This window comes from Marixanthomonas spongiae (genome assembly GCF_003095375.1).
Lineage (GTDB): Bacteria > Bacteroidota > Bacteroidia > Flavobacteriales > Flavobacteriaceae > Marixanthomonas > Marixanthomonas spongiae.
On the sequence record NZ_QEHR01000007.1, the window covers coordinates 58,834 to 72,500 of the forward strand.

Annotated in this window: 9 protein-coding genes; 6 read left to right on the forward strand and 3 right to left on the reverse strand. The window is 41.3% G+C overall.

Annotated features, from left to right (window positions below):
• Positions 1-37: 37 nt before the first annotated feature.
• The 3 genes from DDV96_RS11430 to DDV96_RS11440 are packed head-to-tail and all read left to right on the forward strand — an operon-like array spanning position 38 to position 3,433.
• Entirely contained in the window at positions 38-1,213 is a 1,176-nt protein-coding gene (locus DDV96_RS11430; RefSeq protein ID WP_116694903.1) for an acetyl-CoA C-acyltransferase, read from the forward strand.
• A 21-nt stretch (positions 1,214-1,234) separates the two neighbouring features.
• Positions 1,235-2,671 carry a hypothetical protein gene (locus tag DDV96_RS11435; protein WP_116694904.1) on the forward strand — a complete coding sequence of 479 codons (1,437 nt, stop codon included), beginning with the start codon at positions 1,235-1,237 and terminating at the stop codon, positions 2,669-2,671.
• A gap of 12 nt (positions 2,672-2,683) precedes the next feature.
• A complete protein-coding gene (locus tag DDV96_RS11440) occupies positions 2,684-3,433 on the forward strand; it encodes a C40 family peptidase (RefSeq protein ID WP_116694905.1) in 750 nt (249 codons plus the stop codon).
• A gap of 66 nt (positions 3,434-3,499) precedes the next feature.
• On the opposite strand, the gene DDV96_RS11445 is transcribed toward DDV96_RS11440, so the two are convergent.
• Together DDV96_RS11445 and gyrA are read right to left on the reverse strand one after the other, a co-directional pair.
• Positions 3,500-4,765, reverse strand: coding sequence for a tetratricopeptide repeat protein (locus tag DDV96_RS11445; protein ID WP_116694906.1), 1,266 nt, complete (start codon positions 4,763-4,765; stop codon positions 3,500-3,502).
• A gap of 13 nt (positions 4,766-4,778) precedes the next feature.
• Positions 4,779-7,325: a DNA gyrase subunit A gene (gene gyrA / locus DDV96_RS11450; RefSeq protein ID WP_116694907.1), complete on the reverse strand. Its 2,547-nt coding sequence runs from the start codon at positions 7,323-7,325 to the stop codon at positions 4,779-4,781.
• A gap of 266 nt (positions 7,326-7,591) precedes the next feature.
• Between gyrA and DDV96_RS11455 the strand changes: the two genes are divergently transcribed.
• A complete protein-coding gene (locus tag DDV96_RS11455; RefSeq protein WP_116694908.1) occupies positions 7,592-10,141 on the forward strand; it encodes an ATP-dependent Clp protease ATP-binding subunit in 2,550 nt (849 codons plus the stop codon).
• A 156-nt stretch (positions 10,142-10,297) separates the two neighbouring features.
• The gene (locus DDV96_RS11460) at positions 10,298-10,612 is read left to right on the forward strand and encodes a hypothetical protein (protein WP_240607714.1); all 315 of its coding nucleotides are present in this window, start codon (positions 10,298-10,300) and stop codon (positions 10,610-10,612) included.
• Here DDV96_RS11460 and hutH read toward each other — a convergent pair.
• Entirely contained in the window at positions 10,605-12,116 is a 1,512-nt protein-coding gene (hutH, locus tag DDV96_RS11465) for a histidine ammonia-lyase (protein WP_116694909.1), read from the reverse strand. The genes DDV96_RS11460 and hutH overlap by 8 nt on opposite strands.
• A 114-nt stretch (positions 12,117-12,230) precedes the next feature.
• On the opposite strand from hutH, the gene DDV96_RS11470 reads away from it, so the two are divergent.
• The gene (locus tag DDV96_RS11470; RefSeq protein WP_116694910.1) at positions 12,231-13,595 is read left to right on the forward strand and encodes a TlpA family protein disulfide reductase; all 1,365 of its coding nucleotides are present in this window, start codon (positions 12,231-12,233) and stop codon (positions 13,593-13,595) included.
• Positions 13,596-13,667 lie beyond the last annotated feature (72 nt).

Genomic DNA, 13,667 nt, shown 5'->3' on the forward strand with positions numbered 1-13,667 from the left:
GCAGTACGTTTGAAATTAATAAAAAAAGAGTCATATAATGAGTAAAGAAGTTGTAATTGTAGCCGCGGCACGAACCCCAATAGGAAGTTTTTTAGGTAGTCTTTCTTCAGTATCGGCAACCCAATTAGGTGCCACAGCGATTAAGGGAGCGTTAGATAAAATAAAATTGGATCCTTCTAATGTCCAAGAAGTTTTTATGGGCAATGTGGTGCAAGCTGGTGTGGGTCAAGCCCCTGCACGGCAAGCAGCGTTGGCTGCCGGTATTCCGGATACAGTGCCATGTACTACCGTAAATAAGGTATGTGCTTCTGGTATGAAAGCCGTTATGCAAGCCGCACAGGCCATTGCACTGGGCGATGCCGAGGTTATTGTTGCTGGTGGTATGGAAAGCATGAGCAACATCCCTCATTATGTGAATATGCGAAAGGGTAAAAAGTTTGGTCCCGCCACACTCGTTGATGGGATGCAGAAAGACGGCCTGGTCGATGCGTATGACCAAAACGCAATGGGCGTGTGTGCAGATTTATGCGCAACTGAGCATAATTTTTCAAGAGAAGATCAAGATAACTTCGCAATTGAATCGTATAAACGTTCGGCTAGGGCTTGGGAAGAAGGAAAATTTGACGAGGAAGTTGTGCCAGTGGAAGTCCCACAACGTCGCGGAGAACCTGTTATGGTAAATCAAGACGAAGAATTCAAGAACGTAAAAATGGAGAAAATCACATCATTGCGACCTGCCTTTAGTAAAGAAGGTACCGTAACGGCCGCCAATGCTTCTACCATTAATGACGGTGCCGGCGCTATGGTCTTAATGAGCGCCGACAAAGCTGCAGCACTGGGATTAACCCCACTTGCTACCATTAAAGGGTATGCAGATGCAGCACAAGAGCCAAAATGGTTCACCACCGCCCCAGCCAAAGCATTACCAAAAGCATTGGAAAAAGCTGGCGTTTCGCAAGAGGAGGTTGAGTATTTTGAATTTAACGAAGCTTTTGCTGTAGTTGGCTTGGCCAATATGAAAATTTTAGGGCTCGACGCTTCTAAGGTTAATGTAAACGGTGGCGCTGTTTCTTTAGGGCATCCTTTAGGTTGCAGTGGTGTTCGTATATTAATCACTTTATTGAATGTGCTCAAGCAAAACGATGCCAAATTAGGTGCCGCAGCTATTTGTAATGGTGGCGGCGGTGCAAGTGCTATGGTATTGGAACGCTAATTCAAATTTCAACTATATTATATGAAAAACCTTAACAAGGCACTGGTTTTTTGCCTGATTGCTTTTCTATGTATTGGCTGCAGCAGCGATGATAACAAATCCTCAACAAAAGAAGCTTTTAATGGAGATGTGGTGCTACAAACACAGAGTGAAGTAGATGAATTTGCTGCCAACAACTACAAAGGAATAAACGGAAGCCTACGCATCACGCTCGAAAATGTAGTTGCTTCAAGTTCGATTACCGATATTAGCGCGTTGCGTTCATTAACTTTTGTATCAGGTGATTTAGGGATTACGAACAACGGTAAGCTCTCTACCTTGCAAGGCCTAAACAACATCACTACTATTTCAGGCAGTCTTTGGGTTTATGGTAATGAGGCGCTTTTGAACATAGATGGATTGGCAAATGTCATCCAAGTGGATGAAGACATCGTCGTACAGGACAATAAAAGTTTAACAAACATTGATGGGCTATTAGGCGTAACGAGCGTTAATGGGGATTTAATAATAGGTTCCAATCAAGCGCCAACCGGATTGTCCAATGAAAAGTTGACCTCTATCGAAGGTCTTTCCAACATATCCAGTGTTGGTGGTAATATGGTCGTGTCTGGAAATTTAATTCAGGATTTATCTGGACTGGAAAAGATTACTGCTATTAACGGAGACCTTACCATTTCTTTCAATTCACAAATGTCCCATCTCACAGGAATGGATAACGTAGCATCGGTTGGTGGAGGTGTCGAATTCAGAAACAATTATAACCTTGTCAATTTTGACGCTTTGACTAATCTAACCACTATCGATGGGGCTTTACATATTGAAAACAACCCAGTCTTGGTTGATATTTCCGGAGTTTACAAACTTGAAAGTTGTGCTTTTTTATCAATTGCAAACAATGCGTCCCTGCTGTCCTTAGGCAATGCCTTTCCTTCTTTGAGGGCGTGTACCTTGATCGCTTTCTCTGATAATTCATTTACCGTTCTTGAAGGCTTTAATGCCTTAACTACTGCGGATTATATTATACTAGAAAAAAACGAAAATCTTGAGCATATCAATGGTTTTAATAGTTTACAAACCGTGAAGACCTTAACGTTAAACGAAGCCGTAAACCTATCATCGTTTTCTGGCTTTCAAAACTTGACGACCGTTACAGATTTCAAGATCACACAGCCAGAAACAATAAGCGATGGAGTTTTTACTGTAAATAGCTTCCAAGCTTTAACCACCGTGTTAAACGACCTTACAATAAAGGGAATTGCAAATGCTGATGTGGATTTTCTGTCAAATGTAGCAACAGTTGGAAATGACGTCACGATTATGCACAACGAAAATTTAAACGACTTATGTGGCTTAACAACACTCGTTGAAAATAACGGGGTGGCAGGCGATTTCAATGTGTTTCAAAATCTATACAATCCTACACAACAAGACATTTTAGACGGGAACTGTAGCCAATAAACCATAGTATAAATGAAATACGGGATATGCAATTTAAGTGTAGTTCCTTTAAGGGTTGAAGCAGCCGATACCAGCGAACTTGTTTCGCAAGTATTGTACGGGGAACTATTTAAGGTTGTGGAGCAGCGTAAAAAATGGAGCCGTATCCGTTTGGTTTTTGATGGTTATGAAGGTTGGGTGGACAACAAACAATTTCTATTGGTTTCTGAAGAAGAGTTCATCGAACTTAAAAAAACAAAACCCACATATGCAACCGATCTAGTAGATATTATCACTACTGAAAACAACCAGCTGTTATCCATTTTTTTGGGCTGCCAAGTAAACAACCGTACATTTTTAAAGCACGGTTTTGAAGGAAAATCCATTTCAAAGAAACTTCCGAAGGAAAAATTAATCGACACCGCTGTTTTGTATTTGAACAGCCCGTATCTCTGGGGCGGTAAAACCCCGTTTGGCATTGACTGCAGTGGGTTTACACAAATGGTCTATAAATTGAACGGGTACAAACTGTTGCGCGATGCAAGCCAACAAGCCACACAAGGGGAAGCTTTGAGTTTTATTGAAGAAAGCGAACCGGGAGATTTGGCCTTTTTTGACAATGCTGAAGGATTGATCACCCACGTAGGGATTATCATGGAAGATAACCACATTATCCACGCGCACGGGAAAGTACGCATAGACCGGCTGGACCACACTGGGATCTTTAATTATGAAGCCCGGCGACACACCCATAAACTAAGGGTAATAAAACGTATTATTTAACACAAAAAAAAAGGCACTCATTTAAAAAAGTGCCTTTTTAAGAATATTGATTGATCTGCGGAAATTTTAATTACCTTCCATCTCCGCCAATTTAGTTTTCATTTCCTTGAATTTAGCATCTTGTCCTAACTGGCTATAGATGTTCATCAATGTTCTAACCACTTCTACGTCATCTGGACGCAATTCTCGTGCTCTTTCCAAATCTGGAACTACATCCAAGTACATTTCTTTTCTTTCTTCTTTTAGCTCATCATATTTTTTGGCATCGGCCTTGGACATGCCCAAACTGTTCATTTTTTCAACAATTTCTTTTTCTTTAGCAAGTTTAAGTACAGCCAAGTTAATAATTGCAGAAGCATAGTCGGACTTTAGTTCAATGGCTTTTCTGTAATATTCCATGGCTCTTTCAGTCTCGCCTATTTCGGCATTGCTAACGCCTAGGTTATAAAATATTTCCGGGTTATCTGGATCTGTTTGGGCAATAGCTTCCATTATATCGTTGAATTTTTGCTTGTCGCCCATTTTATAAGCCATATTTGCTTCGGCACGCATAAGGGAAACATCATCAGGGTTTTCTTTTCTGGCGTTGGCCATAAGCTGGGAAGCTTTTTCTTCCTGTCCTTTTTCAATATAGATCAAGGTCATATTGCGCAAAACCTCTCCTTTTTTGGAACTGGTCATTTTTTCTTCTGGCTTGATAAACTCACCTGCTTTAATCATTAAATCGCGTTCAGATTCTGAACCAAATGTTCTTACTTCGCCAGTTTTTTTATTAGTGGCAACATATTCTTTATTTACACCGGTATAGCCCAAGTCCATAAGTTTTTGATAGTACTTCATGGCTGTATCGTAATCTTGTGCATTAACCGCGTTACTAGCAGCATAATAAAGATCTGAGGTGTCTTTTTTGCTTACCATATAGCTGTTGTACAACTTAGCGGCCGCCATATCAAAATTTTGTGAATTCTGGTCTTTAATGGCACTGTTAACCAATGCTGCCCGAAGATTTTGTTGCAATGCGTCCATCCTTTTTTCTTCTTCTTGCAAGGCACCCAACTCCACTGCTTTTTGATAAGCTTCACTGGCAGCTTTCATTTTGTTAAGATCATCTCCAGCACTTGCGGTATAGACTTCTGCCTTTACAAGATAATATTCTGCTTTTTCATCTTGATCAGCGCTGGCCAACTGGGTTTCTGCTTCTTTTAATTGAGAGATGGCTTCTGTATAGTCTTTGTCATTGAAAGCCCGTTCTGCTTTTCGTATTTCTCTTTTTTGCCCAAATGCCACAACAGAAATAGTTAAGGCACCTGCTATTAAAATTTGCTTCTTCATTGTTTTTCTTTATTTATTCGTTGTTTTCGGTTTGTTCATTTTCATTATCAAGAGTAGTGCCAGAGTCATTTTCTGTTTCGGAAGCACCCTCAACGGCCAAATTTTCATCGTCCATATCCTCATCTTCATTTTTAACCTTAGCCACTGCTGCAATAGCATCGTCATCGCGCACTTTTATTAAGCGAACCCCTTGCGTGGCACGGCCCATAACACGTAAATCTTCCACAGCCATACGGATGGCAATGCCCGATTTGTTGATGATCATAAGCCCATCACTATCGGTTACGTTCTTGATAGCCACTAATTTACCGGTTTTTTCGGTAATATTAATGGTTTTTACACCTTTTCCTCCTCTATTGGTAATTCGGTAGTCGTCCAGATTGGATCGTTTGCCATATCCTTTTTCTGAAACCACAAGGATGTTAGACTCGTCATCGTTGATAGCAACCATTCCTACCACTTCGTCGTCATCACTGCCCAACCGTATACCACGAACACCAGAAGCATTACGGCCCATTGGCCTGGTTTTTTCTTCTTCAAAACGGATGGCCTTGCCCGATTTCACTGCCAACATTACATGGCTGTCGCCAGTTGTTAATTTGGCCTCCAAAAGTTCGTCGCCTTCCTTAATGGTAATGGCGTTGATCCCGTTGGACCGCGGTCTTGAATACTGTTCCAAAGAGGTTTTTTTAACCTGTCCTTTTTTGGTAGCCATGATGACAAAACGGCTGTTAATGTAAGCTTCATCTTTAAGATCTTGGGTACAGATAAAAGCTTTCACCTTGTCATCGGGTTCAATATTAATGAGGTTTTGAATTGCCCTTCCCTTAGACTGCCTGCTTCCTTCCGGAATTTCGAAGACCCGCATCCAGTAACATTTTCCTTTTTGGGTGAAAAACAACATATATTGGTGGTTGGTTCCCACAAAAAGATCTTCCAAAAAGTCTTCGTTTCGGGTTGAAGAAGCTTTAGATCCTACCCCTCCCCTGTTTTGACGTTTATATTCGGTTAAGGAAGTTCTTTTAATGTATCCTGCATGCGAAATAGTTATCACCACTTGTTCATCGGGAATCAAATCGGTAATGCTTACATCACCGCCAGCATATTCAATTACAGAGCGCCGCTCATCGCCATATTTATCGCGTATCTCTACCAATTCTTCCTTGATGATTTCCATTCGACGTTCTTTGTTGGCAAGAATATCCTTATAATTTTCAATGGTCTTCATCAGCTCTTCATATTCCGTGCGCAGTTTGTCCTGTTCCAGTCCTGTTAACTGGCGCAGGCGCATTTCAACTATGGCCTTGGCCTGGATTTCGGTAAGCTCGAAGGTGTCCATTAATTTTTGGCGGGCTTCTTCGGCATTGGAAGAAGCTCTAATCAATGCAATCACCTCGTCAATATTGTCCGATGCGATTATCAGTCCTTCCAAGATATGGGCGCGTTCTTCCGCTTTGCGCAACAAATACTCTGTACGGCGGACCACCACTTCGTGACGGTGCTCTACAAAATACTGGATCAATTGCTTTAAGTTCAGCAATTCTGGGCGGCCTTTTACCAGTGCGATATTATTAACGCTGAAGCTGGACTGAAGTGCCGTATATTTATACAGCATGTTCAAAACGATGTTGGGTATGGCATCGCGTTTCAGGATGTAAACAATACGCATCCCATTTCGGTCAGACTCGTCCCGGATGTTTGAAATACCGTCGATTTTCTTTTCGTTTACAAGGTCGGCAGTTTTTTTAATCATATCCGCCTTATTCACTTGGTACGGGATTTCCGTTACAATAATGCATTCTCGGCCCTTGACCTCTTCAAAACTGGCTTTACCGCGCATTACCACACGCCCGCGGCCTGTATGGAAAGCTTCCCGAACCCCTTCATAACCATAAATAATACCTCCAGTGGGAAAATCGGGAGCCTTTACATGCTCCATGAGCGCATCTATCTCTATATCATGGTTGTCAATGTAAGCAATGGTGCCATTTACTACTTCGGTTAAGTTGTGCGGTGGCATATTGGTCGCCATACCTACTGCAATACCGGAAGCCCCGTTGATTAAGAGGCCGGGCACTCTTGTGGGCAAAACGGTGGGCTCTTCTATGGTATCATCAAAGTTGAGTTGATGGTCCACGGTCTCTTTATCGATATCGGCGAGCATATCTTCGGAAATTTTCCGCATACGTGCTTCGGTATAACGCATTGCCGCAGGGCTATCGCCATCTACCGAACCAAAGTTACCTTGACCGTCAACGAGCATATACCGAAGGCTCCATTCTTGGGCCATACGTACCATTGCATCGTAAACCGAAGTGTCGCCGTGCGGGTGGTATTTACCGAGCACCTCACCTACGATTCTTGCCGATTTTTTATGCGACGAATTGGAGCGCACACCTAATTCGTGCATCCCGAACAAAACCCTTCTGTGCACAGGTTTCATCCCGTCACGCACATCGGGGAGCGCACGTGACACAATGACCGACATTGAATAATCAATGTAGGCCGATTTCATTTCATCTTCAATGTTTATGGGAATCAATTTTTCACCTTCAGCCATAAAATATATAATTTGAATTTACTTTTAATCTACCGGGCAATATACACTATTTCCAAGCTTTTTGGTAGGTTTTTGCGAGCGATTATTCACTATTTTATTAACATAATTCCCTATTGAAATAGTTAATAACTAAACTGCTTGGCACTTTGATATTAACATCTTTTTTTGTCCTTTTACTTTCATACTCTTAAATAAGGTATAATATTTGTCGTACTAAGGGTAATTTAGTATTTTTAGAAGTAAGAGAAGTATAAGGAATTTAATTTATGGACGATAATTTTTCACCAAGGGTAAAAGATGTAATTGCTTACAGTAAAGAAGAAGCATTGCGGTTAGGCCACGATTTTATAGGGACCGAGCATTTAATGTTGGGTCTGTTGCGCGATGGCAATGGTAAAGCTGTTTCTATTTTGAGCGCACTGGATATAGACTTGAACCACTTAAGAAGAAAAGTGGAAATACTCAGCCCCGCAAACCCAAATACCGAAAGCAACACCAACGATAAAAAAAACCTGCATTTAACCCGTCAGGCAGAACGCGCTTTAAAAACCACTTTTTTGGAAGCTAAGCTTTTTCAAAGTGCTTCCATTAACACAGCGCACTTGTTGTTGTGCATCCTTCGTAATGAAAACGATCCCACAACAAAATTGCTGTTAAAGATGAAAGTGGATTATGACGGTGTTAAAGATCAATTTAAAGTTATGATGGCAAACGACGAAGATTTTATAGACAGCCCCAGCGCCGAGTCCTTCCCCAGTGATGATGACACTTCATCTTCTGGTGGTGGTAAGGAAAATCTTTTTACAGGTAGTGGTAAAGGCAATAAGAAATCCAAGACTCCGGTACTGGATAATTTCGGAAGGGATTTAACGGCCATGGCCGAAGACGATAAACTAGACCCTGTAGTAGGCCGTGAAAACGAAATACAGCGCGTTTCGCAAATACTGAGTAGGCGCAAAAAAAATAACCCGCTATTAATTGGTGAACCTGGGGTGGGTAAAAGTGCCATTGCCGAAGGGTTGGCCCTGCGCATTATACAGCGCAAAGTTTCCCGTATTTTATACGACAAGCGGGTTGTAACACTCGATCTAGCTAGTTTAGTGGCCGGCACGAAATACCGCGGTCAGTTTGAAGAACGCATGAAAGCCGTCATGAACGAACTGGAAAAGAACGATGACATCATTCTTTTCATTGACGAAATACACACCATAGTTGGTGCAGGGGGCGCAACCGGCTCCTTAGATGCTTCCAATATGTTCAAACCAGCCTTGGCCCGGGGCGAAATACAATGTATTGGAGCTACAACTTTAGACGAGTACCGACAACACATTGAAAAAGACGGAGCTTTGGAGCGGCGTTTCCAGAAAGTTATCGTCGAGCCAACGAGCATAGACGAAACTTTGGAAATATTAGAGAATATCAAAGACAAATATGAAGCCCATCACAATGTGAATTATACCGATGACGCACTTAAAGCCTGTGTAAAGTTGACTAACAGGTATATGACCGAGCGTTTTTTACCGGACAAGGCAATAGATGCTATGGACGAAGCAGGTTCGCGCGTACACATTACCAATATTAACGTACCCGAAAAAATACTGAAAATTGAAGCGAAACTGGAAGAAGTCCGGGAGCTTAAAAATTCAGTGGTCAAGAAGCAGAAATATGAAGAGGCCGCAAAACTGCGCGATGACGAGAAAAACCTTGAAAAAGAATTAGCGACCGAACAGGAAATCTGGGAAAACGAATCGAAGCTCCACAAAGAAACGGTGGATGAAGAAAACGTAGCCGAAGTGGTCTCTATGATGACCGGCATACCCGTAAACCGTATTGCCCAGACCGAAAGCAATAAACTCGCAGCCCTCCCCGACCGTATAAAAGGCAGGGTGATAGGCCAAGATGACGCCGTGGGAAAAGTGGTTAAGGCCATACAGCGTAACCGGGCTGGGCTTAAAGACCCCAATAAACCCATTGGTTCCTTTATTTTCTTGGGACAAACCGGGGTTGGTAAAACCCAATTGGCCAAAGTACTGGCCAGCGAGCTGTTCGATTCAGAGAATGCCTTGGTAAGGATTGATATGAGTGAGTATATGGAAAAATTCGCCGTATCACGTCTAATTGGGGCACCTCCAGGATATGTAGGTTATGAGGAAGGTGGACAATTAACCGAAAAGATACGCCGTAAACCTTACGCTGTGGTTTTATTGGATGAAATTGAAAAAGCACATCCCGACGTGTTCAATATGTTATTGCAAGTGTTGGACGATGGTTATTTAACTGATAGTTTGGGACGCAAGATTGATTTCAGGAATACCATTATCATTATGACTTCCAATATTGGAGCCCGTAAATTGAAAGATTTTGGTCAAGGGGTTGGTTTTGGTACTGCAGCAAAAGAAAGCCAGGCCGAGGCCAATGCCAAGAGCATCATTCAAAATGCGCTTAAAAAAGCCTTTGCCCCAGAATTTTTGAACCGGGTGGACGATGTGATGGTATTCAATAGCTTGGACAGGGACGATATCCACAAAATCATCGATATTGAACTGAAAAAGCTTTTCCTCCGTATTTCAGATTTAGGTTACCATCTAACCCTAACCGACAAAGCAAAAGATTATATTGCAGACAAAGGTTTTGACAAAGAATACGGTGCTAGGCCATTAAAACGAGCCATTCAAAAATATATTGAAGATGCATTGGCCGAAGAGATCATCAACTCAAACCTTCAGGAAGGAGATAAGATTACCATGGATTTTGATGACAAAAAAGAAACGTTGACCATCAAGATCAAAAAACAAAAGAAGCCAACGGAATCATAGGTTCGACATTTATACTTTTAAACCTGTATTTGCCTAAATAGCGAATACAGGTTTTTTTGTATCTTTATTTCTGTATTGAATAATAATAAATTAATAACAGAAATCACGTACCCTTTTGGTACGGCGTCTATATACGAAAACTACGTGGTTTTTGTTATGGATGAAGGGATTACGGTATCTCCAGAATACAATGACTATTTGTTAACAATTTCCACTAAGTACTACGCTCAACGCAATTTTGGCTATATTACAAAACGTGTCAATTCCTATTCTGTAGATCCCAGGGTGTATTTTGAAACATCAAAAATTGAAAACCTGGTCGCTTTTGCCGTGGTCTCTTCAGAAAATTTAAGAATATCTGTAACCAAAATTGAAAAGTTGTTCCTCAAAAAACCTTTTAGGCATTTCAACAGCATGAAAAAAGCAATTCAATGGGTTAATGCAATAGTGGAAAAATCCACGGTTAACTGAACAAAAGTTCCTTATCAACAGTAAAACTTTGTAAAAATGCTACGGAAGCGTGAATATCGTTTGCCAGTACCCTATCTTCTTCAACAAAGGGAGCCGCCTTCCGAAACGATCCCAACAAAGACTCCAACAAGGGCGATGTTTTCTTTGGCCTTCTAAAGGCCATAGCCTGGGAGGCATTGAGCAACTCAATAGCGAGTACGGTCTCTACATTGTCGATTATCCGCAATGTTTTTGTCGCAGCATTGGCGCCCATACTCACATGATCTTCTTGTCCGTTGGAGGACACAATAGAATCAACAGAAGCAGGGACTGCCAATTGCTTGTTTTGGCTAACAATGCTGGCGGCTGTGTACTGTGGAATCATAAAACCGCTGTTCAACCCAGGGTTGTTCACCAAAAAATCGGGAAGGCCGCGCAAACCAGAGACTAATTGGTAGGTGCGACGTTCGCTAATGTTGCCCAGTTCGGCAAAAGCAATGCCCAGATAGTCCAATGCCAAGGCCAAAGGCTGCCCGTGGAAGTTTCCACCAGAAATTATTTTATCGTCTTTAATAAAAATGTTTGGGTTGTCGGTTACCGAGTTTATTTCGGTTTTGAAAGTCCGGTGCACAAACTTCAAGGTGTCTTTGGTCGCCCCGTGAACCTGGGGAATACACCTAAACGAATAGGGATCTTGCACATTTTTCTTTTCGCTTTTGCCTAATTCGCTATCTTCCAAAAATTCCCGAATCCGTTCGGCAGTTTTTATTTGTCCGCCGTGGGGCCGTACCAAATGCACCAAAGGATCGAACGGGCTCATATTGCAATCGAACGCATCGACCGAGAGCGAACCTATCATGTCGGCTAAATAGGATAGCTTATAACATTTCAGCAAGAGGTGAACCCCGTATGCACTCATAAACTGTGTGCCGTTTAACAAAGCCAATCCTTCTTTGGCTTCTAAGGTGATAGGCTCAAGGTTCAATGATTTCAGGGCTTTTTCCGAAGCCATGCGCTTTCCTTCATAAAAGACTTCCCCTTTGCCCAATAGCGGCAACGCCAAGTGTGCCAACGGAGCTAGGTCGCCCGATGCCCCTAAGCTGCCTTGAGTGTAAATTACGGGCAGGATATCTTCATTATAAAAATGAATAAGCCGCTCGACAGTTTGTAGCTGCACTCCGCTATATCCATAGCTTAATGATTGTATTTTTAATAAAAGCATTAATTTAACAATGGGCTTTGGCACATAATCACCAGTGCCACAAGCGTGGGACATCACTAAATTTTCTTGTAACTTAGAAAGGTTTTCGGGTGATATTTCCACATTGCACAACGAACCAAACCCCGTGTTTATGCCATAAATGGGTGTGTTGTTATTGGCTATTTTTGAAGTGAGGTATTCTTTTGATTTTTTGATATTCAACAAGGCCTCGTCTGAAAGGTCCAGTTTTTTATCGGTGTTTATTATAGTTTGAATGGTTGGCAAATCCAACAATTCGCTGCTTATGTAATGAGTTTCTTGCATAATTTATAGGTAGGTTGTCTTGCGCAAAAGTACAATTTCTTTTAGGTTTCCATGTACCTATTTTAAATTACACTATATTTACGTCCTATTTGATAAAAAAAACAACACTTTACCATGAAAAATATTTTAATAGTAGCTATTTTATGTGCTTTGTTCTCTTGTTCTGAAAAAGAAGTGGACACTACCACCGTTTTAAGCGGAACCATTAAAAACACCCAGCAAGACAGCCTTAGAATAATTTCAAACGACTTTAAATCCGCCATCGCCTTGTCTGAAAACGGCACCTTTAGCGATACCCTTTCCATCGATAAAGACGGTATTTTTGATTTATATGTGGGGCGCGAACGCACTTCCCTTTACCTTCAGCAGGGCAAAGATGTTAACATTTCGTTAGATGCTAAACAATTTGACGAGTCGATCACGTATTCAGGCGACCTTTCAAAAGAAAACAATTACCTGGCAAAAAAGTTTTTAATGAACGAAGATGCTTTTGACGTGCGCGAATTTTTCAGTACTTCGGAAGAAGAATTCATAAAAAACTTGAAAAACCATAAAAAAAGGGAAGACAGTCTACTTGAAGCCAGTGGCATTAAAAACAAAGATTTTATTAAGGCCGAGAAAAATGACCTGAAATACGATTACGCCACCAATTTGGAAATGTACGAACAGTACCACGGTTATTTTACCGGGAATTCAGATTTTAAAGTTTCTGAAGGGTTTTACTCCCCGTTAAATGATATAAATTATAGTGATACGACCGCTTTCAGGAGCTCAAGCACTTATCAAAACCTACTTGAAACCCACTTTAACAGGTTGGCCGAACAAACACGAAAAGAAAACGATGCCAATTATACGGTTGCATTTTTGCAGACCGTAGATGAAAATTTACCCGATAGTTATGCCAAAAACCAATTAATGTCTAATTTCTTAAAATATAATTTAAAGCCCGATGCGGGTCTGGAAAAAGCTTACGCCATCTATAAAAACAGCGATCCCAATCCTGAAAACCTTGAAAAAATAACAGAGCGGTATAACACCATTAAAGTGCTCACCAAAGGCAATCCTTCTCCAGGTTTTGATTATGAAAATCACAAAGGTGGCACCACCAGCCTGGCCGATTTAAAAGGAAAAAATGTGTATATAGACGTTTGGGCAACCTGGTGCGGGCCTTGCATTCGTGAGATCCCTTATTTAAAAGAACTTGAAAAAGATTACCACGGAAAAAACATCGAATTTGTAAGTATTTCCATAGACCAACAAAAAGATCACGAAAAATGGAACGACATGGTAGATGACAAAAATCTGGGCGGCATTCAGCTTTTTGCCGATAACGATTGGAAATCGAAATTTGTTACCGATTATGCCATATTGGGCATCCCGCGGTTTATTTTAATCGACAAAGAAGGCAATATCGTTTCAGCAGACGCGCCTAGGCCTTCCAGCAAAGAAATACGGCCATTGTTTGATTCGGTGCTCTAATCCGTGAATGAGGGATTATTTTTTTGAAAAAAAAGTTCTCCAAATCAATCAAATTTCTATTTTTACAGCCTA